The organism is Cellulosimicrobium sp. KWT-B (genome assembly GCF_002127155.1).
GTDB lineage: Bacteria > Actinomycetota > Actinomycetes > Actinomycetales > Cellulomonadaceae > Cellulosimicrobium > Cellulosimicrobium funkei.
Genome location: NZ_NEDO01000003.1, coordinates 334,081 through 358,459, shown reverse-complemented (window position 1 = coordinate 358,459; position 24,379 = coordinate 334,081). Strand labels below are relative to the sequence as shown.

At 74.1% G+C, this 24,379-nt stretch carries 23 protein-coding genes and 1 tRNA gene; 20 read left to right on the top strand and 4 right to left on the bottom strand.

The genetic code is table 11. From position 1 onward, the window contains the following. Positions 1-175: 175 nt before the first annotated feature. The 11 genes from B9L22_RS11565 to B9L22_RS11515 all read left to right on the top strand — a co-directional run bounded on the left by B9L22_RS11565 (position 176) and on the right by B9L22_RS11515 (position 9,733). Positions 176-991: a ParA family protein gene (locus tag B9L22_RS11565; protein WP_198947297.1), complete on the top strand. Its 816-nt coding sequence runs from the start codon at positions 176-178 to the stop codon at positions 989-991. Next, positions 975-1,904, top strand: coding sequence for a ScpA family protein (locus tag B9L22_RS11560; protein WP_086150473.1), 930 nt, complete (start codon positions 975-977; stop codon positions 1,902-1,904). Before B9L22_RS11565 ends, B9L22_RS11560 begins: the two co-directional genes overlap by 17 nt. Beyond that, on the top strand, positions 1,901-2,677 hold the full coding sequence (locus B9L22_RS11555; RefSeq protein ID WP_233140056.1) for an SMC-Scp complex subunit ScpB: 777 nt from the start codon (positions 1,901-1,903) through the stop codon (positions 2,675-2,677). Before B9L22_RS11560 ends, B9L22_RS11555 begins: the two co-directional genes overlap by 4 nt. Continuing rightward, positions 2,674-3,792 carry a pseudouridine synthase gene (locus B9L22_RS11550; protein WP_086150472.1) on the top strand — a complete coding sequence of 373 codons (1,119 nt, stop codon included), beginning with the start codon at positions 2,674-2,676 and terminating at the stop codon, positions 3,790-3,792. The genes B9L22_RS11555 and B9L22_RS11550 overlap by 4 nt, the downstream gene beginning before the upstream one ends. 71 nt (positions 3,793-3,863) lie before the next feature. Beyond that, complete coding sequence (gene aroH, locus B9L22_RS11545) at positions 3,864-4,226, top strand: chorismate mutase (protein WP_086150471.1); 363 nt, start codon at positions 3,864-3,866, stop codon at positions 4,224-4,226. Next, positions 4,223-4,987, top strand: a complete 765-nt coding sequence (cmk, locus tag B9L22_RS11540; RefSeq protein ID WP_233140054.1) for a (d)CMP kinase — start codon at positions 4,223-4,225, stop codon at positions 4,985-4,987. The genes aroH and cmk overlap by 4 nt, the downstream gene beginning before the upstream one ends. Beyond that, a complete protein-coding gene (locus B9L22_RS11535) occupies positions 4,984-5,682 on the top strand; it encodes a 1-acyl-sn-glycerol-3-phosphate acyltransferase (RefSeq protein WP_086150470.1) in 699 nt (232 codons plus the stop codon). The genes cmk and B9L22_RS11535 overlap by 4 nt, the downstream gene beginning before the upstream one ends. Positions 5,683-5,696: 14 nt before the next feature. Next, the gene (locus B9L22_RS11530; RefSeq protein WP_198947281.1) at positions 5,697-6,617 is read left to right on the top strand and encodes an EamA family transporter; all 921 of its coding nucleotides are present in this window, start codon (positions 5,697-5,699) and stop codon (positions 6,615-6,617) included. Between the two features lie 69 nt (positions 6,618-6,686). Beyond that, a complete protein-coding gene (locus B9L22_RS11525) occupies positions 6,687-7,058 on the top strand; it encodes an iron chaperone (protein WP_043656988.1) in 372 nt (123 codons plus the stop codon). A gap of 75 nt (positions 7,059-7,133) precedes the next feature. Beyond that, a complete protein-coding gene (gene der / locus B9L22_RS11520) occupies positions 7,134-8,669 on the top strand; it encodes a ribosome biogenesis GTPase Der (RefSeq protein WP_082774637.1) in 1,536 nt (511 codons plus the stop codon). Next, positions 8,666-9,733 carry a hypothetical protein gene (locus B9L22_RS11515; protein WP_086150469.1) on the top strand — a complete coding sequence of 356 codons (1,068 nt, stop codon included), beginning with the start codon at positions 8,666-8,668 and terminating at the stop codon, positions 9,731-9,733. Before der ends, B9L22_RS11515 begins: the two co-directional genes overlap by 4 nt. A 93-nt stretch (positions 9,734-9,826) precedes the next feature. On the opposite strand, the gene B9L22_RS11510 is transcribed toward B9L22_RS11515, so the two are convergent. The 3 genes from B9L22_RS11510 to B9L22_RS11500 form a co-directional block, all read right to left on the bottom strand. Next, a complete protein-coding gene (locus B9L22_RS11510; protein WP_086150679.1) occupies positions 9,827-11,677 on the bottom strand; it encodes an amidase family protein in 1,851 nt (616 codons plus the stop codon). A 74-nt stretch (positions 11,678-11,751) separates the two neighbouring features. After that, positions 11,752-12,501, bottom strand: coding sequence for a cohesin domain-containing protein (locus B9L22_RS11505; protein ID WP_086150468.1), 750 nt, complete (start codon positions 12,499-12,501; stop codon positions 11,752-11,754). Positions 12,502-12,673: 172 nt separating this feature from the next. Further along, complete coding sequence (locus tag B9L22_RS11500) at positions 12,674-14,191, bottom strand: MFS transporter (RefSeq protein ID WP_086150678.1); 1,518 nt, start codon at positions 14,189-14,191, stop codon at positions 12,674-12,676. A gap of 196 nt (positions 14,192-14,387) precedes the next feature. Between B9L22_RS11500 and B9L22_RS11495 the strand changes: the two genes are divergently transcribed. Both B9L22_RS11495 and B9L22_RS11490 read left to right on the top strand, forming a co-directional pair. Further along, a complete protein-coding gene (locus B9L22_RS11495) occupies positions 14,388-15,224 on the top strand; it encodes an alpha/beta fold hydrolase (RefSeq protein ID WP_086150467.1) in 837 nt (278 codons plus the stop codon). Between the two features lie 124 nt (positions 15,225-15,348). After that, the gene (locus B9L22_RS11490; RefSeq protein WP_086150466.1) at positions 15,349-15,933 is read left to right on the top strand and encodes a putative immunity protein; all 585 of its coding nucleotides are present in this window, start codon (positions 15,349-15,351) and stop codon (positions 15,931-15,933) included. 29 nt (positions 15,934-15,962) lie between these two features. On the opposite strand, the gene B9L22_RS11485 is transcribed toward B9L22_RS11490, so the two are convergent. Beyond that, on the bottom strand, positions 15,963-17,141 hold the full coding sequence (locus B9L22_RS11485; protein ID WP_233140051.1) for a Fic family protein: 1,179 nt from the start codon (positions 17,139-17,141) through the stop codon (positions 15,963-15,965). A 193-nt stretch (positions 17,142-17,334) separates the two neighbouring features. Between B9L22_RS11485 and B9L22_RS11480 the strand changes: the two genes are divergently transcribed. The 7 genes from B9L22_RS11480 (at position 17,335) to B9L22_RS11445 (ending at position 24,026) form a co-directional block, all read left to right on the top strand. Continuing rightward, positions 17,335-17,979, top strand: coding sequence for a GntR family transcriptional regulator (locus tag B9L22_RS11480; protein ID WP_086150464.1), 645 nt, complete (start codon positions 17,335-17,337; stop codon positions 17,977-17,979). Continuing rightward, positions 17,976-19,328, top strand: coding sequence for an MFS transporter (locus tag B9L22_RS11475; protein WP_233140045.1), 1,353 nt, complete (start codon positions 17,976-17,978; stop codon positions 19,326-19,328). The genes B9L22_RS11480 and B9L22_RS11475 overlap by 4 nt, the downstream gene beginning before the upstream one ends. 57 nt (positions 19,329-19,385) lie before the next feature. Further along, positions 19,386-19,459, top strand: a tRNA-Pro gene (locus B9L22_RS11470). Positions 19,460-19,882: 423 nt separating this feature from the next. Further along, a complete protein-coding gene (locus B9L22_RS11465) occupies positions 19,883-21,178 on the top strand; it encodes a tyrosine-type recombinase/integrase (protein WP_143317258.1) in 1,296 nt (431 codons plus the stop codon). Positions 21,179-21,229: 51 nt separating this feature from the next. Further along, the gene (locus tag B9L22_RS20050) at positions 21,230-21,403 is read left to right on the top strand and encodes a hypothetical protein (RefSeq protein ID WP_158097197.1); all 174 of its coding nucleotides are present in this window, start codon (positions 21,230-21,232) and stop codon (positions 21,401-21,403) included. 611 nt (positions 21,404-22,014) lie between these two features. Next, positions 22,015-22,848, top strand: coding sequence for a hypothetical protein (locus B9L22_RS11450; RefSeq protein WP_143317256.1), 834 nt, complete (start codon positions 22,015-22,017; stop codon positions 22,846-22,848). Beyond that, positions 22,845-24,026, top strand: coding sequence for an ImmA/IrrE family metallo-endopeptidase (locus B9L22_RS11445; RefSeq protein ID WP_198947279.1), 1,182 nt, complete (start codon positions 22,845-22,847; stop codon positions 24,024-24,026). Before B9L22_RS11450 ends, B9L22_RS11445 begins: the two co-directional genes overlap by 4 nt. Positions 24,027-24,379: the final 353 nt, after the last annotated feature.

Genomic DNA, 24,379 nt, shown 5'->3' with positions numbered 1-24,379 from the left:
GGCCGAGACCCAGCCCGAGACGCGCGACGCGCACGGCTCGCACGGCGACGCCGTCCGTCCGGTCGTCCCGCAGACCTCCGCCGAGGGGGACGCGGCGCCTCCCGCCGACCGCCCCGTCGAGCAGCCCGCGGACCGTGCCGCCGCCGAGCCGCGCGTCGACGTCGTCGGCCGCACCCTGCCGGAGTTCCCCGTCCCGGCCTCGCTCGCCGCGCACGGCCCGGGCCGCATCATCGCCATGTGCAACCAGAAGGGCGGCGTCGGCAAGACGACGACCACCATCAACCTGGGCGCTGCGCTCGCCGATTACGGGCGCAAGGTCCTGCTCGTCGACTTCGACCCGCAGGGCGCCGCGTCCGTCGGCCTCGGCGTCAACCCGCACGAGCTCGACCGCACGGTCTACAACCTGCTCATGGAGCGCGGCGCGGACATCCACGACGTGCTCGTGAGCACCGACGTCGAGAACCTCGACCTGCTGCCCGCGAACATCGACCTCTCGGCCGCCGAGGTGCAGCTCGTGGGGGAGGTCGCCCGCGAGTCCGTCCTGTCGCGCGTCCTGCGCCCGGTCGTGGACGACTACGACGTGATCCTCGTCGACTGCCAGCCCTCGCTCGGCCTGCTCACCGTGAACGCGCTCACCGCCGCGCACGGCGTGCTCATCCCGCTCGAGTGCGAGTTCTTCGCGCTGCGCGGCGTCGCGCTGCTCGTCGAGACGATCGAGAAGGTGCGCGACCGGCTCAACCCGCGCCTCGACGTCGACGGCATCCTCGCCACGATGTTCGACTCGCGGACGCTGCACTCGCGCGAGGTCGTGGCGCGCGTGCACGAGGCGTTCGGCGACAAGCTGCTCCACACCGTGATCGGGCGCACCGTGAAGTTCCCGGACGCGTCCGTCGCGGCCGAGCCCATCACCGTGTACGCGCCGAACCACCCGGGCGCCGTCGCGTATCGGCAGCTCGCCCGGGAGCTGGTCGCCCGTGGCGACGCCGCCTGAGCCGCCACCACCGACGGAGCCGCCCGCGCGGGCCGGGTTCGAGGTCCGGCTCGACAACTTCAGCGGGCCCTTCGACCTGCTGCTGTCGCTCATCACGAAGCACAAGCTCGACATCACCGAGGTCGCGCTCGCGCGCGTGACGGACGACTTCATCGCGTACATCCGCGCGGCCGAGCGCGCCGCCGCCGTCGCGCGGGCCGCGGGGGAGGACCACCCCGGCTGGGACCTCGGCACCGCGAGCGAGTTCCTCGTCGTCGCCGCGACGCTGCTCGACCTCAAGGCGGCCCGGCTGCTGCCGACGGGCAGCGTCGAGGACGACGAGGACCTGGCGCTGCTGGAGGCCCGCGACCTGCTGTTCGCCCGGCTGCTGCAGTACCGCGCGTACAAGGACGTGTCGGGCCTGCTCGCCGAGCGGTTCGAGAGCGCCGGGCGCCGGTTCCCGCGCGTCGTGCAGCTCGAGCCGCACCTGGCCGCCCTGCTGCCCGAGCTCGTGTGGACCATGGGGCCGGACCAGCTCGCCGTGCTCGCGGCCCGCGCGCTCGCCCCCAAGGCGCCGCCGCCCGGCGTCTCGCTCGACCACCTGCACGCCCCCGCCGTCAGCGTGCGCGAGCAGGCGGGGATCGTCGTCGACCGCGTGCGCAGCCACGGCACGACGACGTTCCGCGCCCTCGTCGCCGACGCGGGGGAGACCGCCGTGGTCGTCGCGCGGTTCCTCGCGCTCCTCGAGCTGTTCCGCCAGGCGCTCGTCGCGTTCGACCAGGTGACGCCGCTCGGCGAGCTCACCGTGCGGTGGTCGGGCGACGACGACGCGGCCGAGCGGCCGCTCGCCGACGTCGGCAGCGAGTTCGACGAGGGCGACGAGCCCGACCTGACGGACGCCCTCGCCACCACCGACCAGGAGGTCCCCGCGTGACGCAGCCCGACGACGGCCCGGCCCCGGACGACGCGCGCCCGCCCGCTGTGCACGACCTCCCGGGCGGTCTGCCGTCCGCGCTCGAGGCCGTGCTCATGGTCGCGGACGAGCCGATCCCGCCGGTCGAGCTCGCGGCGGCGCTCGCGGTCCCGGTCGACGAGGTGCTGGACGCGCTGCACGAGCTCGCGGCCGAGTACCGCGGCGACGACGGGGGTCGGCCCCGCGGGTTCGAGCTGCGCGCGGCGGGCGGCGGGTGGCGTGTGTACTCCGCGCCCGCGCACGCCGAGGTCGTGGGCAGGTTCGTGCAGGGCGGCCAGACGGCCCGGCTCACGCAGGCGGCGTTGGAGACTCTGGCCGTGATCGCGTACCGTCAACCGGTCAGCCGCGGCCAGGTGTCGGCGGTGCGAGGGGTCAACGTGGACGGCGTGGTGCGCACGCTCGTGGCGCGCGGGCTCGTGGCCGAGGTCGGCCAGGACCCGCACACCGGCGCCGGCCTCTTCGGCACCACGGGGTACTTCCTCGAGCGCATGGGCTTCACGTCGCTCGACGAGCTCCCCCCGCTCGCGCCGCACCTGCCGGACATGGACGACCTCGAGGGCCTCGACGGGCTCGCCGACCTGCGCGCTCCCGCGCGTCCGACGGGCGTCGCGGCGCCGACGGACGCTCCCGACGTCGCGGCTGACGACACGGACGGCGCACCGGCGCCGACCGCCACGACACCCGGCGTGACGCACGACGTCACGCACGGACCGACGGACGAAGGACACGCATGAGCTCGAAGGACGGACGCCGCTCCGGCGACGGAGGGCGCGGGCGCACGCCCCGCGACGGGGCGGGCGACGCACGCCGCGGCGGGAACGGCGACGCGCGGCGCGGCGGCCCACGGGGCGGCGACGGCGCACGCGCGGGCGGCGCGCCCCGGCGCGGCGGCTCGTCCGCGCAGGGCTCGTCCGCGGGCCGCGGCGCGGGCGAGGGCCGGGAGCAGGGCGCCGGTCGTGGCCAGGCCGGTCGGGCGACCGGTGCGGGCCGCGGCGCGGCCGCCGGTCGGGGTCGCCCTGCCGCGGGTCGCGGCACGTCGGCGCCCCGCGCCGGCCAGGCGGCGGGACGGCCGCGCCGTCCCGTGCGCGGGCAGCCCAGCGAGCCCCAGCGCGACGTGCACGTCGAGGACGGCGTGCGCCTGCAGAAGGTGCTCGCGTCGGCCGGGCTGGGCTCGCGTCGCGCGTGCGAGGACCTCATCGCGCAGGGCCGTGTCGAGGTGGACGGCGTGCGGGTCACCGAGCTGGGCGTGCGGGTCGACCCGGCCCGCGCCGTCGTGCACGTGGACGGGATGCGCCTGCAGCTCGACTCCTCGCGCGTGACGCTCGCCCTCAACAAGCCGCGCGGCGTCGTGTCGACGATGCACGACCCGGACGGTCGTCCGTCCGTCGCGGAGCTCGTCGCCGACCGGCCCGAGCGCCTGTTCCACGTGGGCCGCCTCGACGCGGACAGCGAGGGCCTGCTGCTCCTCACGAACGACGGCGAGCTCGCGAACCACCTCGCGCACCCGTCGCACGAGGTGGCCAAGACGTACCTCGTCACGGTGCGCGGCAAGGTCGCGGGCAACGTCGCGAACAAGTTCCTGCACGGGATCGAGCTCGAGGACGGCGTCGTGCGGGCGGACGCGTACCGCGTCGTCGACCAGGTCGCGGACCAGACGATGATCGAGGTCGTGCTGCACTCGGGGCGCAACCGCGTCGTGCGGCGCATGTTCGAAGAGGTCGGCTACCCCGTGACGCGCCTCGTGCGCACGCGCATCGGGCCGATCGCGCTCGGCAACCTGCGCCCCGGCACGACGCGCGTCCTCGGCCGCACCGAGCTCGGCACGCTCATGGCGGGCGTCGGGCTCTAGGCCTGCGCGTCCCACCACCACCCCGACGGACCGCCGCGAGGCGGGCCGTCCCGCACGAAGGAGCACCATCCATGCCGGTCCGGGCGATCCGGGGCGCGACCCAGCTCGACGCCGACGAGCGCGAGCACCTGTTCGCGCGCACGCGCGAGCTCGTCCAGGAGGTGCTCGACGCGAACGCCGTCGACACCGGCGCGCTCATCTCGATCCTCTTCACGTGCACCCCCGACCTGGTGGCCGACTTCCCGGCCGCCGCGGCGCGCGAGATGGGCCTCGGCGACGTGCCGCTCATGTGCGCGACGGAGATCGCGGTGCCCGGCGCGCTGCCGCGCGTGGTGCGCCTCATGGCGCACGCGGAGCTCGACGTCGACCGCTCGGCGGTCCAGCACGTGTACCTGCACGGGGCGACGGCGCTGCGCAAGGACCTGGCCCAGTGAGCGCGGGGACGCCGGGCGCGGGGGACGGTCGCGCCGACGGCGCGCTGACGGTCGCCATCGACGGGCCGTCGGGTTCGGGCAAGTCGAGCGTGTCGAAGGGCGTCGCGCGCCGCCTCGGCCTCGCCTACCTCGACACGGGCGCGATGTACCGCGCCGCCACCTGGTGGTGCCTGCACCGCGGCGAGGACCTCGCCGACCAGGACGCCGTCGCGCACGCCGTGCGCGTCATGCCGCTCGTCATGGGCCTCGACCCGTCCGGTCCGACCGTCCACGTGGACGGGACGGACGTCGGCGAGGCGATCCGCTCGACCGAGATCTCGACGGCCGTGAGTGCCGTCGCGACCAACCTCGCGGTGCGGGCCGAGCTGCGGCGCCTCCAGCGTGCGGTCATCGAGGCCGAGCGCACGAACGCGGGCTTCGCGGGCGGCCGCGGCGTCGTGGCGGAGGGCCGGGACATCACGACGGTCGTCGCCCCCGATGCCGACGTGCGCGTGCTCCTCACCGCGAGCGAGGAGGCCCGCCTCGCGCGCCGCTCGCTCGACGTGCACGGGACGGCCGACGCGGCCGCCGTCGAGGCGACGAAGGACCAGGTGCTGCGGCGCGACCGCGACGACGCGACGGTCTCGCAGTTCCAGGTCGCGGCCGACGGCGTCGTGACCGTCGACTCGTCCGACCTCGACCTGGAGCAGACGATCGACGCGGTGCTCTCCGTGGTCGAGCAGGTCACCGGGCGGGTGGTCGGTCCGCGCCAGGGCTCGTGAGCCGCGGCACGGGAGACGGCGTCCCCTCGCCCGCCGGGCCGGCGTGGTCGCGCTGGGTGGGCCGCTTCCTCGCGCGCGTCGTGTGGGCGACGGAGGTCGTCGGCGCGGAGCACGTCCCGGCCGACGGCCCCGTCGTGCTCGCCGCGAACCACACCGGCGTCGTCGACGGGCCGCTCGTCCTCGGGGTCGCACCGCGCCCGCTGCACGTCCTCGTCAAGGAGGAGATGTTCACCGGGCCGGTCGGCTGGGTGCTGCGCGCCGCCGGGCAGATCCCCGTGGACCGCACCGGCGGGCGCCCCGCGCTCGCGGCCGGGCTCGGCGTGCTGCGGCGCGGCGGCGCGGTCGGCGTCTTCCCCGAGGGCGCCCGCGGGCGCGGCGACGCCACCTCTGCGCGTGCCGGGGTCGCGTGGCTCGCGCTCAACGGCCACGCCCGCGTGGTGCCCGTCGCCGTGCTCGGCACGCGCCGCGCGGGCGAGGGCGTCAACCGGATCCCCGGTCTGCGCCGTCGGCTCGTCGTCCGCTTCGGCGAGCCGCTCACCGTCGAGCGCGCGCCCGGGGTGAGCGGCAAGCAGGCGCTCGAGGACGCGAACGAGCGCATCCGCACCGCGCTCGCCGAGCTGGTCGCCGACACCGTCGCGCTGACCGGCGTGGCGCTGCCGCTGGACGACCCGCGCGGGGACCGGCCGACGTCGTGAGGACGGACCGCCCGGTGGCGCACGTGGTGGGCGACCGCCCGGGCACCGGTCTGCTCGTCGGGCTCGCGTCGGCCCTCGCGTTCGGCGCGAGCGGCCCGTTCGTCAAGCCGCTCCTCGAGGCGGGCTGGACGCCGGGCGCCGCCGTCTTCGCGCGCGCCCTGTGCTCGGCGCTCGTCCTCGCCCCGGTCGCGGCCGTCGCCCTGCGCGGCAGCCACCGCCTCCTGCGGGAGGAGTGGCGGCTCGTCCTCGGGTTCGGCCTCGTCGCCGTCGCGGGGACCCAGCTGTGCTACTTCGCGGCCGTCGCGCGGATGCCCGTCGGCATCGCGCTGCTCGTCGAGTACCTCGCGCCCGTGCTGCTCGTCGGCCTCGCCTGGGCCCGCACGCGCCACGTGCCGCCCCGGCTCACGCTCGCGGGCTGCGCCGTCGCGGTCCTCGGGCTCGTGCTCGTCGTCGACCCGGGCGGCGCCCGCCCCGACCTCCTCGGCGTCCTCCTCGCGCTCGGCGCGGCGGTAGGGCTGGGCGCCTACTTCGTGCTGTCCGCGCGCCCGACGCGCCTGCCGCCCGTCGCGCTCGCCGCGAGCGGGCTCGGCGTCGGGGCGCTCGCGCTCGGCGCGGCGGCGCTCGCGGGCGTGCTGCCCTTCGCCGCCCCGCTCGTCGACGTCACGCTCCTCGGCTCGCCCGCGCCCTGGTACGTCCCCCTCGCGGTCGTCGTGCTCGTCGCGACGGCGTTCGCCTACGTGTCCGGCGTCGCCGCGACCGTGCGCATGGGCGAGCGCCTCGCGTCGTTCGTCGGGCTGTCCGAGGTGCTGTTCGCCGTCGCCATCGCGTGGCTCCTGCTCGGCGAGGTGCCGAGCCTCGTGCAGGCCGCGGGCGGCGTGCTCGTCGTCGCCGGGGTCGTGCTCGTGCGCCTCGCGGGCACGCCCGCCGCGCGGTAGGTTCGCGCTCAGGCGCCGACGCCCCGTCGCAGGGCCGGGCAGGCGCCGCCCGCGGGGGAGGGAGCACGCATGGCCGAGCCGCCCGGCAAGCCCACGACCGTCGACGAGTACCTCGCGACGCTCGCCCCGGACGCGCGCGAGGTCGTCGCGCACCTGCGCGCCGTGGTGCACGACACGGTGCCCGGCCTGGGCGAGCGCATCAGCTACGGCATCCCGACCTTCACGCGCGACGGCCGGTACGTCGTCTACCTCGCGGGCTGGGCCCACCACGTCTCGCTCTACCCCGTGCCCGAGGTCGACGACGCGCTGGCGCGCCGCATCGCGCGCTACCAGGACGGCAAGGGCACGCTGCGGTTCCCGCTCGCGGAGCCCGTGCCCGACGACGTCGTGCGGGCCGTCGTCGCGCGGCTCGCCGCCCGCCGGGACGGTGCCGCGGGCTGACGCCGGGCCCGCCGGACGGGCGCCCGCACGACGCGCCCGCGGCCCGGTTCGGAGCCTGGCCCGCGGCCTGGGAGAATGGACCCCATGACCACACCCGACCCCGCCCAGCCCGGCACGCCCGGACGGACCGACGCCGTCGGTCAGGCCGAGGAGCCCCTGGCGCCCGCGGACGCCGCGGACGACGAGGCGCGCGAGCGCGCGCTGCGCGCCGGACTCGACGACTACGAGCTCGAGGACGCCGACCTCGCGCTGCTCGACGCCGACGAGGACGCGCTCGACGGCGCGGCGCCCGAGGCGCCCCTGCCCGTGCTCGCCGTGGTCGGGCGCCCGAACGTCGGCAAGTCGACGCTCGTCAACCGCATCCTCGGCCGCCGCGAGGCCGTCGTCGAGGACAAGCCGGGCGTCACGCGCGACCGCGTGAGCTACCCCGCCGACTGGGCCGGGCGCCGCTTCACGCTCGTCGACACCGGCGGCTGGGAGGTCGACGTCGCGGGCATCGAGTCCAAGGTCGCCGAGCAGGCCGAGGTCGCGATCTCCCTCGCCGACGCGGTGCTCTTCGTCGTCGACGCGACCGTCGGCGCGACCGCGACGGACGAGCGCGTCGTGCGCCTCCTGCGCGAGTCGGGCAAGCCTGTCGTCCTGTGCGCCAACAAGGTCGACGGGCAGTCGGGCGAGGCGGACGCCGCGTACCTGTGGAGCCTGGGCCTCGGCGAGCCGCACCCCGTGTCCGCGCTGCACGGCCGCGGGACGGGCGACCTGCTCGACGCCGCGATGGCGGCGCTGCCCACGGAGTCCGAGCACGGCGAGGTACGGCCGACCGGGCCGCGGCGCGTCGCGCTCGTCGGGCGCCCGAACGTCGGCAAGTCCTCGCTGCTGAACAAGCTCGCGGGCGCCGACCGCGTCGTCGTCGACGAGATCGCCGGCACGACGCGCGACCCCGTCGACGAGCTCGTGACGATCAAGGACGTCCCGTACGTCCTCGTCGACACCGCCGGCATCCGGCGCCGCGTGCACCAGACGAAGGGTGCCGACTTCTACGCGTCGCTGCGCACGCAGGCCGCGATCGAGAAGGCGGAGCTCGCCGTCGTGCTCGTGGACGCGTCCGTGCCGCTCACCGAGCAGGACACGCGCGTCATCTCCCAGGTCGTGGACGCGGGCCGCGCGCTCGTCATCGCGTACAACAAGTGGGACCTCATGGACGACGACCGTCGCCCGTACCTCGAGCGCGAGATCGAGAAGGACCTCGTGCAGGTGCAGTGGGCGCCGCGCGTCAACGTGTCGGCCCGCACCGGCTGGCACACCGACCGCCTCGCCCCGGCGATGGAGCGCGCGCTCGACTCCTGGGACACGCGCATCCCGACGGGCCGCCTCAACGCGTTCCTCGGCGAGCTCGTGGCCGCCCACCCCCACCCGCTGCGCGGAGGCAAGCAGCCCCGCATCCTCTTCGCGACGCAGGCCTCGACGCGCCCGCCGCGGTTCGTCGTGTTCGCGACCGGGTTCCTCGAGGCGGGCTACCGCCGGTTCATCGAGCGCCGCCTGCGCGAGACGTTCGGGTTCGAGGGATCGCCCATCGAGATCAGCGTCCGCGTGCGGGAGAAGCGCAAGCGGTGAGCACGGGCACGGGGCGCGCCTCCGCCGGGACCTCCCGGCGGAGCCGCGCCCTGCGCCTCGGCGCGGCCCGGGACACCGCGGCCGTGCGGCACGTCGTGACGTTCCTCGTGGTCGCCGTCGCGACGGTGCTCGTGACGCGGTTCTTCCTCGCGGCGTCGGGGTACCCGCAGGTCGGCGGGGGAGACCTGCACGTCGCGCACGTGCTGTGGGGCGGGCTCGGCATGGCGCTCGCCCTCGTGCTGCTGCTGTCCTTCGTGGGCCCGGCGCTGCGCTCGCTCGGCGCGTTCGTGGGCGGGATCGGGTTCGGGCTGTTCGTCGACGAGATCGGCAAGTTCGTCACCGCGGACAACGACTACTTCTACGAGCCGACGGCGGCGCTCATCTACGCGACGGTCGTCGTGCTCGTCCTCGTCGTCGAGGCGCTGCACGGGTGGCGGCGCCACCACCCGGCCGAGTACCTGGCCGTCGCCACCGACCGCGCCGTCGCGGGCGTCGCCGGCGGGTTCACCGACGACGCGCGCGAGGAGGCCCGCGCGCTCGTCGCGCTGGGCCGCGGCGAGCCGACGACCGACGAGGTCGCGGCGCTCGTCGAGGCCGTGCCGCGCGACGACGTGGACGTGCCCGACCCGGTGCGTGCCCTCGTGCGGCGCTCGTCGGCGTGGTTCGCGCAGACGCTCCAGCGCCGCTGGGCCGCCGTCGTCGTGGTCGTGCTCGTGCTCGGGACGGCGCTGGGCTCGCTGCTCGCGGGGCTGCGCGTGCTGGTCGGCGACGTCGACGTGCCCACCTGGGTCGGGGCCGGCATCGCCGCGGGCGTCGCTGCGACGGTCGCGTGCGTCGTCGTGGGCGTCGTGGTGTCCCGCCGCGGGCGGCCCGAGGACCGCCGGGCCGGCGCCGTGTGGGTCCGGCGCGGCGTGCTCGTCTCGCTCCTGCTCACCCAGCTCCTCGTGTTCCGCGCGCTGCAGTGGGTCGGCGTCGCGGGGCTCGTGGTGGACCTGCTCGTGCTCGCGGCGCTCGGTGCCGCTCTCGGTGGCGACGACGAGCGCCGTCGGACACCGCGCCGCTGACGCGTCGTCGCCGCGGTGGGCGACCTCTCCTGACCGACGACGGCGGCCGCCCCCGGGAGGGGACGGCCGCCGTCGGCGCTGGTGGTGGGCCGCTCAGCCGAGCGGGCCGTACAGCGCGGGGGAGGTGCGGGCCTGCGTGGCCTGCTCGAGCGCGTACGCGAGGCCGAGCAGCGGGCCCTCGTCGAAGTCGCGGCCGAGCAGCTCGAGGTTGACGCCGCCGCCGGTGACGGTGCCGTCGGTCGCGACCGCCTGGCCGACCGGGACGGTCACGGCGGGCAGCCCGGTGTTCGGGCTGAGCCGCAGGTTGGTGCCGATCGTCCCGTACGGGTTGGCGCTCGGGTAGACGAGCGCGTCGAGGTCGCCGTCGTCGAGCATCGCGGTGACGAGCACCTTGCCCTCGGCGAGGACCTTCGTGTGCGACCCCTCGGGGCCGGCCCACGCCTGGTACGTCTCCTCGGTGACCGCGTCGCGCGAGACGTACGTGCTGCGGCGGGACGGCACGTAGCGGCCCGAGTCGACGATCCCCTGGAGCGTGCGGGCCTCGACCTGCGGGGCGAGGTGGGTCGCGACGTACGCGTCGAGGTCGTGCTTGAACTCGTTGGTCGAGCCCGACCCCTCGGAGAGGACGCTCGCGAAGCCGTTCGGCAGGACCGGCGACCACGTGGTCGGCGGCGTGACCTCGACGACGGTCGCGCCGAGCGACTCGAGCGTCGCGCGGGTCTGCGCCCACAGGCGGAGCGTCGCCGCGTTGCTGCCGAGCATGGACGGCACGTAGCCGATGCGGGCGCCGTCGAGCGCCCCCTCGTCCAGGTACTGCGTGTACGACGCGGGGACCTCGCCCTCCTGGCGCGACGTCACCGGGTCGGCGGCGTCGACCCCGGCGACGGCGTCGAGCGCGACGGCCGCGTCGAGGACGGTGCGCGCCATCGGCCCGCCCGTGTCCTGGCTCAGCGCGAGGGGGATGATGCCGTCGCGGCTCGCGAGGCCGACCGTCGGGCGCACGCCGACGAGCTGGTTGTACGACGACGGGACGCGGATCGACCCGCCCGTGTCCGTGCCGAGGCCGAGCCCGGCGAGGTTCGCCGCGACGGCCGCCCCCGTGCCGCCGCTGGACCCGCCTGCCGTGCGGCTCGTGACGTACGGGCTCGCGACGAGCGTGCTCGTCCCGGCGTCCTGGAACGAGGAGAACTCCGACGCGAACCCGAACGCGAACTCGTCCAGGCTGGCCTTCGCGAGGATCACCGCGCCGTCGGCGCGCAGACCCTCGACCATCGTCGCGTCGGTCGTCGTCCGGTTGTCGTCCCAGCAGCCGCAGCCGCCCGTGGTGGGCATGTCCTTCGTGTCGTAGTTGTCCTTCACCGCGACGGGCACGCCGAGCAGCAGGCTCGTCATGCCGTCCGTCGCGCGGACCGCGTCGGCGCGCGCGGCGGCCTCCAGCGCGACGTCGCTCGTGCTGATGATCGAGTGCAGCGGCCGCCCGCCGGCGCCCGTGTCGACGAGCGTCGTGTCGTACGCCGCGATCCGGTCGAGGTACTCCTGGGTGATCGCGACCGACGTCGTCGTGCCCGCGTTCATCGCGGCCTGCATGTCGAGCACGGACGCCTCGACGAGCTCGAACGGGCCGTCGTCGTACACGATGCGCTGCGAGACGGCGGCGAGGTCGGTCACCGTGATCGTGCCGTCCCCGTCCGTGTCGGCGGGCGCGACGTCGTCCCACACCGCGTCCGCCGACGTCGCGCCGAGCGCCGCGGCGACGACCGCGAGGTCGTCCGTCGTGACCTGCTGGTCGCCCGTGAGGTCGAGCGCGGTCCAGTAGGGGGCGAGGAGCGGCGCGGGCTCGACGCTGGGCGCACCGGTCGCGGCGGGCGCCGTCGTGACGCCGAGGACGAGGCCGCCGATCGTCAGGGCGGCGAGCCCGCCGGTGGCGGCGCGCCGGTGGGTCATGGTCACGGACGGCTCCTTCGAGAGGACGGGCGCGAGGTGCGCGAGCGGCTTGTCGGGGCGGGGCAGCGGGCCGGTCATCGCGTGGCCGCCCGACGCCGCGCGAGCAGGATGCCCGTGCCGACGGCGACCGCGAGGAGCGCGGCGCCGACGAACCACGCGACGCTCGCCCCGGTCGACGCGAGCGCGCCGCCCGAGGTGGACCCGGACGGGGACGACGACGAGTCGGACGCGCCGTCGTCCCCGGGGGGCGTGGTGCCGCCGTCGTCGACCGGCGGCGTGGTGGTCCCGCCCGTCGGCTCCGCCGTGGGCGGGACGTCGGCCGCGGTCACGGTCGTCGTGGCGCTCGCGGCGTCGGTGAGCGTCGCCGTCCCGGCGTCGGCGCCCACGAGCGTGGCGGTCGGGACGGCGAAGGCCGCCGCGCCGTCGGACACGGCGGTGAACGTCAGGGTCGCGAGGGTGACGTCGCCCTCGAGGCCGGGCGAGGTGCCGAGCCGCGTGTGCGTGACGGCGACCGTCCCGGCGGCGTCGTCGGTCGCGTCGGCGAAGCCGCCGTCCGGGGTCACGACGGAGTCGTCCACTAGCGCGACGAGGTCGGGGTCGTAGGCGACGGCGAGGTCGTAGGCGTAGAGGTCGACGACACCGGTCGCGGCGACCGTGACGGTGATCTCCGCGCCGACCTCGACCGACGCGGGCGCCGTGAGGGAGACCTGGGCGACGGACGGTGCGGCGTGCGCGGGAGCGGCGAGGGCCGCCGCGGCGACCGCGAGACCGCCGACGAGGGCGGCGCGGGCGCGGAGCCGTCTGCGGGGGACGGGACGGGTCATGGGCGAGCGGTCCTTCCTCCGGGCGCGCGGAGGTACGGCGCGACCGGCGGTCGTGTGGTGGGGCCCCCTGCCGTCAGCGATGCTCACAAGTCGCTGTTTCCCCGGCGTTTCGCGACGGTTAGCACGAGCAACGAACCGGGTCTCGGTCCGGTCACGATCCCGACGACGCGGGTCAGCCGAGGACCGGCGGCTCGCCCTCGCGCACCTCGGGGTCCGGCAGGCGGCGCATGCGCAGCGCCGCGACGACGCCGAGGAGCCCCGCGACGAGGGGCACGAGGAGCGCGACCTGCAGCGCCCGCGCCCGCACGTCGTCGTTGATGGCCACGACCTCCGCCCGCACCGCGGGCGGCTCGTCGGCGAGAAGCTCGACGAGCTGGGCGTCGCTCATGATCTCGGCGTCGTCCTCGAGCACCCGGGCGACCTGCTCCTTGTCGTCCGGGGGCAGCACGTCGCTCGCCTCCGCCCGCGCCGTGAACCCCGCCGCGAGCGACGCCAGCATGACCGCGCCCGCCACGGCGAGGCCGAGCGAGAGGCCGAACGACCCCGCGGCCGAGCTCACGCCCGCGGCCTCGCTCGCGCGCTCCTCCGGCACGGGGGAGAGCGTGTAGGCGTTGAGCTGGGAGACCAGGAGCCCCAGCCCGGCGCCCGCCACGACGAGCGGCAGCGCGAGCCACCAGCCCGACGACGCCCGCGGCACCACCGCGACGAGCGCCACCACGCCCACGACGAGCAGGAGGAAGCCCGCGAGCACGCGGGAGGCGGGCCGCCGTCGGCCGGGGCGCTTGCCCGCGACGAGGGCGGCGGCGAACATCGTCAGCGACAGCGGGGCGAGCGAGAGGCCCGCGAGCAGCGCGTCGTACCCGAGCGCCATCTGCAGGAAGATCGGCAGCGCGATCATCGCCCCGCCGAGCGCGACCTGCTGCAGGAGCTGCTGCGACACCCCGATCCGGAACGCGGGCGAGCGGAAGAGCCCGGGGTCGACGAGCGTCGTCCGCCCGGCCCGCGCGCGGCGCACGAGCCACCACGCGAGGCCCACCAGGCCCAGCGCTCCGACGAGGACGAGCGCCCCGACCGCCTCGCCGCCCTCCTGCCACACGAGCACGCCCAGCACGACGCCGCCCATGCCGACGACGGACAGGACCGTCCCGACCACGTCCACCGCGCGCTCGCCCGTGTACGGGACGTCGCGCACGAGGCGCACGCCCACGAGGACGACGACGATCACCACGGCCTCGAGCCCGAACGCCACGCGCCACGACAGCGTCGTCGTGATGACCCCGCCGAGCAGCGGCCCGACCGCCGCCGCGATCGACGCCGCCGCGCCCACGAGCGCGTACGCCGCCTTGCGCGCGGTGCCCTCGAAGTTGCCGTGCACGAGCGACTGCATCGCCGGCAGCAGCAGCGCGGCCCCGAGCCCGCCGATGACCGACCAGAAGATCACGACCGCCACGAGGCTCTGCGCGAGCGTCATCGCCACCGCGCCCGCCCCGTACGCGAGCAGCCCGACGACGTACGCGCGCCGCCGGCCCACGAGGTCGCCGACCTTGCTGCCCACGAGGATGAACGACGCCGACACGAGCGCCTCGAGCGCGATCGCCGTCTGGACACCGCTCACGGTCGTGCCCAGGTCGCGCACGACGGCGGAGATCGACACGTTCATGAACGACGTGTCGACGACGAGCACGAACATCGCGGCGGCCAGGAGCAGCGCGAGGCGCCGGTCGGCCGCCGTCGGCCGACCCGCGGTGCGACCCGTGCTCTGCTCCACGTCGACCCCCGTCCGGCGTCCATGCTCGCCGCCCGGGTCGTCCCGGCGCCTCACCCGTCGCGGGTGCTCCGCCGCCCGCGCCGCCGAGGTCGGCGCGGGGGACTGGGAGGATCGCGGTATGGCCGCAGAGGGGTGGAGGTCGCGCCACGTCACCGTCGAGGGCCGCGAGGTCTTCGTGCGCTCCGGCCCCGAGGTCGCGGGCGCCGTGCCGATCGTGCACGTGCACGGCTTCGCCATCTCCGGCACGTACCTCCTCCCGACGGCCGAGCGCCTCGCCCACCGCGCGACCGCCGTCGTGCCGGACCTGCCCGGGTACGGGCGCAGCGAGGAGTGGGGCCACCCGCTCGGCATCCCTGCCCTCGCGTGGGCGCTCCTGTCGACGCTCGACGCCCTCGGGCTCGACCGGGTCGTCCTGCTCGGCAACTCCATGGGCGGGCCCGTCAGCCTCGAGGTCGCGCACGCCGCCCCCGACCGGGTCGCCGGCGTGGTGCTCGCCTCGCCCGCCGGGGGCGTGCACAACCAGCCGTTCGGGCGCGCCCTCACCCAGCTCGCGCGCGACGCCGTGCGCGAGAGCCCGCGCATGGCGCGCGTCGCCGTGCCCGACTACGTGCGGTTCGGGCCGGTGAACGCGCTCCAGCTCTTCGCCGAGCTCGCCCGGTTCCCCTCGCTCGAACGCGTGCTGCGCGTCCCCGTGCCGACGCTCGCCGTCCTCGGCACGCGCGACCCGCTCATGCCGCCGCCGTGGCGCGTGCGGGAGGTCGGGGCGCTCGCACCCCCGCACGTGACCGTCGCGGCGATCGAGGGCGCGCCGCACGCCATGAACTTCAGCCACCCCGGCGAGCTCGCGCACGTCGTCGGGTGCTGGCTCGACGGGCGCGACATCACCGACGACCCCGACGAGCCCGGCGTCGCGCGGGTGCTCCAGGTCGCGCGGGGGGCCGGGCCGGTCGTGTGAGCCGTCGTGTGCGCCGCGGGCCGGGTCGTGGGTCGCGACGTGACGGCGCACGGCTCGGTACGGTGCTCGCAGGGCGTTCCGCGTCTGGGCACGGACGGGAGCGCGCGAGAGCGAGGAGCGAGCGGTGGCGACGACGGCGGCTGCGGTCGAGCTGAGCATCGAGGACCTGCGGGCGGTCACGGGGTACGCGGCCCGGTGCGCGGAGCCGGCGCTGGTGCTCGTCGAGGCGGTCCGGCCCGACGACGCACGCCCCCGCGAGGCGGTCGACGCGGCCCGCGCGTTCGCCGACGGCGGCGCGCGCGGCAAGGCGCTGCGCGACACCGCCTGGGCGGCCCTGCGCGCGGCGAAGGAGGCGGACGACCCCGCCGCCGCCGAGGCCGCCCGGGCCGCGATGGCGGCGGCCGGCGCCGCGTACCTGCACCCCATCGCCGACGCCCACCAGGTCAAGCACGTCCTCGGCTCCGCCGCCCACGCTGCGCACGCCGCCGCGCTCGCCGCGGGCGGGGTAGGGCCCGCCGAGAGCGTCGCGAGCAGGTGGCTCGACACCGCGCGGGCGCTCGCGACGCCCGAGGTCGTCGCCGTGCTGCGTCGCTACCCGCCCGCACCGGGCGGCGGCGGTCGCGTCGGCGAGCTGGTCCGACGGCTCGACGCGGCGCTGCGGGACGGCACGGGGCCGTCGGAGGGCCTCGGGACGGACGAGCTGACGTAGTCGGCACCCGCCGGGACCTCCAGGCGTCGTCAGCTGCGCCGGATCCGCTGGGCGAACAGGTCGAGGACGGCGAGGATCCCCTCGTGCTGCCAGACCCGGTTGCGACGGAGGCCGCTGCGCTCGCGGAGGACACCCGCATCGGCGAGCTGGCTCAGCGCTCGCTGGGCGGTGACGTCACTGAACCCGAGGTGGTCGCGGAGGAACGCCGCGTTGATCACCGGATGGGCCACGAGGTGCGGCACGACGCTCCAGGCGGAGGCCTGGGGCCGCAGCCCGGAAAGCTGTTCCCGCGCTGTGGCGACCTGGCCCGCGAGGTCGTCGACGAGCCGCGCTCCGGCCGTCGCGGCGAACCGGCTCGCGCGGGAGAGCTGCTCGACGATCGGCCAGGCGTCACCGGCGCGGAACGCGGTGAGCGCGTCGAAGTAGGCCTCGGTGTCGATGAGGAGGCCCGCGGAGACCGGGGCGATGGTGTTCCGTGTGAGGCCCTTCGAGCGCAGCATGGCGTGCACGAGGGCCCGGCCGGTGCGACCGTTGCCGTCCGTGAACGGGTGGATCGTCTCGAGCTGCGCGTGCGCGACGGCGGTCTGGACGAGGACGGGAAGGTCCTCCCGGCGGACGAAGGCCATCAGGTCCGCCATCGCTCCAGGGACGAGCTCGGGCTGGGGCCCGACGTGGGTCGCGCCTCTCGGGCTGATGCTCGACGAGCCGACCCAGACCAGAGTGCCTCGGTAGCGCCCCGCGTGCTCCTCCCATCCGGGCTGCCCGGCGAGGAGCTCGCGGTGCATCGTGAGGATCGAGGCCTCGTCGAGCCGGTCGGCGAGGTCGATGGCGGCTTGCATGGCCCGGACGTTCGCGACGACGGTGCGTGCGTTGGTGCTCGTCGTCTGGTCGATCTCGGCGAGCGCGAGCTGCTTGGCGCCGACCGTGAGGTTCTCGATCTGCGACGAGGAAGCGGACTCGGTGCGCAGCAGGATCGAGGACATCGGACCCAGGGTGGGGTTGTCCGGCCCGAGCGTTGCGCTGGCGTACGAGTCGAAGCGTGCGAGAGCGGCGGCTGCTTCCTCGGCGTCGGCGGACTGCTGCGGCGTCAGTACGGGGGAGTAGTCCGCGATGGCGGTCGGGATGGTGGACTCGTAGGGTCCCGAGCCAGCCGCCACCTGCGCACGCGTCGAGAGGCCGTCGTTCTCTGCTGTCCAGTAGTGGCTCACGTGAGCTACCGCTGGGACAGCGAGCGCCTGAACTGCTTCCATGACGTCACCTTACTTACAGTTTCGCCGAAACTGTAAGTAACGGGCGGCGTCAACTATCACTTGAGGGTTCCGCGCTCGGTGTGTCGAACCGCACGGCCCCGGAGAGCGGTTGCGGTCGATGTCGTGCACACGATAGATGCATCATGTATCTATGCCACGCACCACCAGCGCTTCTGCCACGGAACAGGCGTACCGGCACGTGAAGTCCATCGTCCTCGACGGGAGGCTGCCCGGCGGGTCCATGACGAGCGAGGGCGAGATCGCCGAACAGCTCGGCGTGAGCCGCACGCCGGTCCGGGAGGCGTTCCTGCGCCTGGAGGCCGAGGGCCTGCTGCGGCTCTACCCGAAGCGCGGCGCGCTCGTCGTGCCGGTCGCGCCCGGCGAGGCCGACGACGTCCTCGACGCGCGCCTGCTCGTCGAGACGCACGCCGCCCAGTCCGTCGTCCGCCTGCCCGACACCGAGCTCGCCACCCTCGTCGCGCTCCTGCGCGACCTCGTCACGGCTCAGGAGGCCGCCGTCGCCGACGGGGACGTCGCGGAGTACGCGACGCTCGACGCGCGGTTCCATCAGGAGATCGTCGCGGCCGGGGGCAACGCGCTGCTCACCACGTTCTTCGTGAGCCTGCGCGAGCGCCAGCAGCGGATGGTCGCGCACAGCGTCCGGTGGGACCCGGGCCGTGCGACGACGTTCGTCGCCGGGCACCGTGCGCTCGTCGACGCGCTCGAGGTGCGCGACACCCGCACCTACAAGCGCCGCGTCCAGCGCCACCTCGAGGACGCGAGGGCCGGCCTGTGAGCGCGGCTGCCTCGGACCCCACGAGCGAGGCCTCCGCGCCGGGGGCGAGCGCCGCCGTCGGACCGCGGGCGTGGCTCGCCGTCGCGGCGGTGATGTTCGCCGTCGCGTGGGGCGGCAACGAGTTCACGCCCCTGCTCGTCATGTACCGGGAGGTCGGGCACTTCTCCGCGGTGACCGTCGACGCGCTGCTCGCCGCCTACGTGCTCGGGATCGTCCCCGCGCTCCTGCTCGGCGGGCCGCTCTCCGACCGGTACGGGCGCCGCCCGCTGCTCCTGCCCGCCGCGCCGATCGCGCTGGCCGGGTCGCTCGTGCTCGCGGCGGGGGAGTCGTCCGCCGCGCTGCTCGCGACAGGGCGCGTCCTGTGCGGCGTCGCGCTGGGCCTCGTCATGGCCGTCGGCACCACCTGGGTCAAGGAGCTCAGCGACGCGGCCGCCCGCGCGTCCGGCGTGCCCGACGGCGGCTCCGGCGCCCGCCGCGCGGGCCTCGCCCTCACGCTGGGCTTCCTCGTCGGGGCCGGCGTCGCGGCGGTGCTCGCCCAGTGGGCACCCTGGCCCACGCACACCGCCTACCTGCTGCACGCGGCGCTCGCCGTCGCGACCGGCGTCTGGCTGCTGGGCGTCCCGGAGACGCGCGTCGTGCCCGCCGGCGGGACCCGGGGCCGGCTGCGCGACGACCTGCGCGTGCCGGCGGTCGCCCACCGGCGGTTCCTGCGCGTCGTCGTGCCCGTGGCGCCCTGGGTGTTCGGGTGCGCCGGCAGCGCCTACGCCGTGCTGCCGGGCCTCGTGTCCGCCAGCGCGGGCAGCGCGCCCATCGCGTTCTCCGGGCTCATGACCGTGCTCGGCCTCGGGTGCGGGGTCGGCATCCAGGTGCTCGGCCGCCTCATCGACACCCGGCACAGCGCGCGGGCGTCCGTCGTGGCGATGTCCATCGTCGTCGTCGGCATGGGCTTCGGGGCCTACGCCTCGGCGCGGCTCGACCTCCCGACGGCGCTCGTCGCCGCCATGGTCCTCGGGGCCGGCTACGGGCTCGCGCTCGTCGCCGGGCTCAGCGAGGTCCAGCGCATCGCGACGCCCGACGACCTCGCCGGCCTGACGGCCGTCTACTACTCGCTCACCTACATCGGGTTCTGCGTGCCCGTGGCGCTCGCGGCGCTGTCCGTGCGGTGGACGTACGCGCAGATGTTCCTCGGCGGCCTGGTCATCGCCGCGGTCTGCCTGGTGATCGTGGCGAGCGCGTGGCGCGCGCACCTGCCGACGGGGGAGCGGGACGCCACGGCGACCTCGGGCGAGACCGACCGCACAGCCCCGACCGGGGCAAACGGTGCTCTGGAGGCGTCACGGATGGGGTAGAGTATCCGAGGCTTCACGGGGTCCGATCCGGTCGGATCTGGCTCGGTGATCCAGCCACGGGCTGTGGCGCAGCTTGGTAGCGCACTTGACTGGGGGTCAAGGGGTCGCAGGTTCAAATCCTGTCAGCCCGACAGTAAGCCCAGGTCAGACGGTGTTCGGCACCGAATGACCTGGGCTTTGTCGTGTCCAAAGACTCCCTCCACAGTCCCCACGTCAAGTGGGGCATGCGCACAGCAGCGATCTGCCCCGCGTGTAGGGCAGCTATGACGACAACTAGCGATCAGGCACGTGCCCTATCACTTCGCCCCTTGATGAGCGTGGCCCAGCTGGCCGGGTGCCTCGGGGTCTCGGAACGCACCGTGTCGGTGGTGTGTCGAGCGAACTGGCCCCGCGGCACTGAGGGTTGGGAACTCGCTGCGTTTCCGGCCGACCGACGTCGAGACCTGGCTGGAGACACGAGTCGCGACGGACGATCCGCCTCCAGCACCCGCGAGGTTTGTCCCAACCAGGGCGGGATCCGTCCAAGCGCTTGACGATGCGCTCTGGAGGTCGGCGTGACGACCATCCGAGGGGGACGCCCCCGGCGCGAGGTTGGCGCGCATGGTGCGCTGAACCCCAAGCAGACCGCGAACGGCCGATGGGTCGTCGATGCGCGTGGACGTGGCAGCGACGGTCGCACGCGACGCCTCCGGGTCACCGCTGACACTCCGGACAGCGCGGTCGAACTGTGGCGGGCGAAGCACGAGATCTACGGTGGCCATGTCGAGTCCGAGCTGACCGCCGGGTCCCGCTTCGAGACCGCGGCCAGGCTCTGGATCTCCGCGAGACTCCTCGAAGCACGGACCGAGGGTGGACGAGTGCGTGTGCAGTCCGTCGAGAAGGACATGCGCACCCTCAAAGCAGACATCGTGCCCGCCATCGGGTCTCTGAGCCTCAACGAGCTCACCACACCGCGGCTGGAACGCTGGCTTGCTTCGATCGGTGCAGAAGCTGGCGCGCAAAACACCCTGGTGGACAAGCGACGCAAGTGCCGCTCCATCGTCAAGCAGATCCTGGACTACGCCATCCGGATGGGCGCCATCTCCGGATACAACCCCATCACCGCGACCACGTCTCCACCACGAAGAAGGGCGCACCCCAGGGCGCTCACCGTGCCCGAGATCGGCGCGCTACGCGCAGCAGTCCGCACCCATCGCAGCGAGAAGAAGGCGAGGTCCGGGCCCCCGCCCTCGCCGTATCTTCCCGTCCTCATCGACCTGCTGCTCGGCTCTGGATGCCGCATCGGGGAGGCCTTGGCCCTGCACTGGTCAGAGGTCCGTCTCACCGACCACGAGGAGGGCGGTGTCTCGACCGTGACCATCGTCGCCACCATGATGACAGTGAACAACAGGGAGATCAGGCAGGACGTGACAAAGTCCGACACGGGCATGCGCACGATCATCGTCCCGCCCTTCACTGCTGACGCGCTCCGGTCCATCCGACCAGAGCAGGTCGACCCGCGGGCACCGGTGTTCGTCACGCGCAACGGTACGCACTGGCAGACCAACAATGCCCGACGCTCCCTCAAGGCGGCGCTCGAGGGCGCCGACATCGACCCGCGTACTGTCCACCCGCACATGCTGCGCGCGACTGTGGCCACCACCCTCAAAGCCCACGGGTACGACGTCGGAGTCGCCGCGTCAGTGTTGGGGAACACGGAGGCTGTCGCTGCAAAGCACTACGTCGAACGCGTCCACACCGTCCCTGACGTCCTCGGTGTGCTGCAGCACCTGGTGACCGAACAGGCGAATGACCACTCTGAGGCAGAGGCTTCACGCGGCAGGGATGGGCCGTCGGACGGGATGTCGTGATCGACTCCTTCCTGTCTGCCGAACCGACGGATCGAGGGCGAGGTGGTTGAGGTGCTCTACGACCTGTTCCAGCGGTCGCGCCGGTGGCTGGGCTTCCTCGAGCAGGACGTCGGGGCGCGCATCTGGTGGCGTCCGATATTCGGGACCTGCGGTATGCCGTTCGTCGGCGGACGGCGTCGGCGAGTTCAGTGCCCCGAGAAGGACCTGGGCATGTGTCCGAACTGAGGGTGGCTCGAGGTGGGCGAGTGCATCGTCGACCCGACGCGCCACCAGTTCGGCGATCGGCACGACCGGCTCTACCCGAACACGAAGCCCGGGTACGTCGCGGAGTCTCACCACCCGTGCGCGTGGACCCGCGAGCAGGTCGTCACCCAAGCTCAGCGAGCCTTCGTCTTCCCAGCCGCCACCGAACGGGCGAGGAACCTGCTGGGTGAGCTCGACGTGAGCTCGGCACCAGGGCGCGCATGCTGGTCGTGGTGCTAGACGGCCAGCGCCGGACACCGCAGCGTCGTCCACGTGCGAGCCCTCGGCACGGGCGAGCCCTTTGAGGTCGGCGGCGGTCTGCGTGTGGCATCGGCGTGCGGACGCGACCTCGCCGGACGTTGAGAAGTCACGGAGGCCACCCGCGAGGAGGTCCTGGCAAGCGCGACCCGCGCAGCCGAGACCAGACGTACCTGCCCCAGGTGCGCTGACGCCATGCGCTGAGCCCCCCCTGCCGCATATGTGTGGCCCTCCTCGCCGCGGAGACGCATCGAGATTGAGCGACTCTCGTAGAAAAGTGAAGCGGCGGTGCTATGTTGTGGTGGACAACGTAAGTACATGAGGCAGGGGTCACCATGAGTTCGACACCGACCGTTCCCAGCGAATGGGCCAAGCGCCGCTTCGGAGACGCCGCCGAAGCGCTCGTGCAGGCCGTCCCTGCAGCCGCCCAACGCGCCCAGGCCAGAGCGTGTGCTGCACACATCGCCAGCGGTCTCACGTCCAGCGACGCCTACGGCCCCACAATGCGAGTCGCGCTGCACGAAGCTCTCGTGGACTTCACCTCAGACATCCCCGGAGTCACCGCTCGCAAGCCACTGGGAGTGCGTAGCCGCTTCCCCTACGTCGTAGTCGAAGAGACGTCGGTCGCCCTCATGCCATGGCGGTTCGCCGCCGATGGATCGGTGCGCCGTGTCGACGCGAAGTTCCCCGTCCCAGTCTCCGACCTGCGCAAGACGATGCTGGGACTCGGCGCGCACCCCAGCCACACCCAGCCCACCTTCGAAGAGACCTCGCTGGATATTCCCGAGCTGGAGGAGATGTTCGCCGACGAAGCTGAGGTGCTTGAGCAGCTGCGCAGCATGGGCACCGTCGTGACGATCGGCCTGGCCAGCAACCCCGTCAATGGCATCGTGTCCCTAGGGTGGGGGGATGCCCAGCTGACCGACACTGCGACTGGCAAGGTCACCTGGCACACCTGGGAGGACCTGCGGGTCGCACCCGCCGTACCTCTCGCCCTGCGCCCGGTCACCGCCCGCCCTGGTCCGGACGACAACGTCCCGCGCTTCGACGACGCGCCTGAGGACGACCTGTACCTCGCCCCGCAGCCGCCCATGATCGCGAACCCGACCGGTGAAGTCGAGGAGAGCGAGCAGGGCAGTGACACCAACTCCAGGCAGTCCACGACGTGACCAGACCCACTCACCTGACTCTCGTCGGCGGCCAGGGCGAGACGGCCGACACCGAGACGACCGACATCAAGAAGGTTGCGGATGCGTTTGACCCCGCCCGGCTCCTACAGGCCCGGCGACTTGCAGGGCTGACTAAGCGTGCCGTCGCGCTGCACCTGAACATCTCCCCGGCCGCCGTTGGCCAGTGGGAGACCGGCGCGACGACCCCGCGGACCGACCACCTTGAACGTCTCGCCGACCTGCTCGACGTGCCTGCAACGTTCCTGACCGCCGGGCGCCCGTACGCGCGCCTGGACCCCGCGTCAGCACACTTCCGCAGCCTGCGCTCAACACCCGCGCGCGAGCGGGACAAGGCCATCGCCTTCACCGAGCAGGTCTGGGAACTCGCGTACGCGCTCGAGAAGCGGGTGCAGCTCCCGCCGGTGGACGTTCCTGGGTTCGCCGGTGGAGAGGTCCAGCACGAGGACTTCCCGACCGACCCGCGCGAGGCCGCCCGCGCCCTGCGCAGGGCGTGGAGCCTAGGAACTGGGCCAATCCCGCGCATGGTCCGCCTCATGGAGAACCACGGCATCGTCGTCACCCTCGCACCGTTCGCCGGCGCCGCCACGCCTACTGTCGACGCGTTCTCGACTTCACGCCTACCGCGGCCCGTGGTCGTCATGACCCCAGATCGCGCCCGGGACGTGTACCAGCACAGGTTCACCGCTGCTCACGAGCTCGGCCACCTTCTGCTTCATGCAGAGACCGCCCCTGGCGACCTCGCCCAGGAGAAGGAGGCGGACATGTTTGCCGCTGAGCTCCTGACCCCCGGAGAGGTCATTGTGCCCACACTGCCCCCGCGCATGGACTTGCACGCCCTCGACCGGCTTGGAGCTGCATGGGGAGTGTCCGTGGAGTCCCTCGTCTACCGCTGCCGGGAGGTCGAAGCCATCTCCGAGGCCACCTACCGCCGGACGTTCGTGCGCTTGAACCAGCTGCGCAAGGTTGGCCTCTTCCGCCCCGAGCCCGTCACCGGATACCCGGGAGAGCAGCCGATCCTGCTCTCGCGCGCGTTCGACGTCGCCACCCAACACGGGCTGACGATGGGCGACCTGACATCCGAGCTGCATCTGAGCCCTCGGCGAATCCGGATGCTGCTCAGCGAGAGTGATACCCGGCCCACGCTGCAGGCGACCTGAGCGGGGTGCCGCATATGTGAGGGCATGGACACCTCTCACGTTGACGAACCGCTCGACGTCTCCACCGCGCTCGCGCTCGCTCGCACGGCCACGGAAGACGCCGTTGCAGCGACCCAGACCGTGCAGGCTGGCTCCACACTCGTGCCGACCAGCTCGCGGTCAAGGCACAGATGTCGGGCGCGCACGCCATGCCGACCAAGGCGCGGACGAACCTATCCGAATGAACTGGGCAGCCACTCGCCGCTGGCTTTCCATCGGAGTTGCGAGCGGTTGTCCAGGAGCCCCATGCGCGGCCTAGTCTGGGGGAGTCCGACCTCAACTCCCCGCTATGAACAATGATGTTCGAGCAGGGA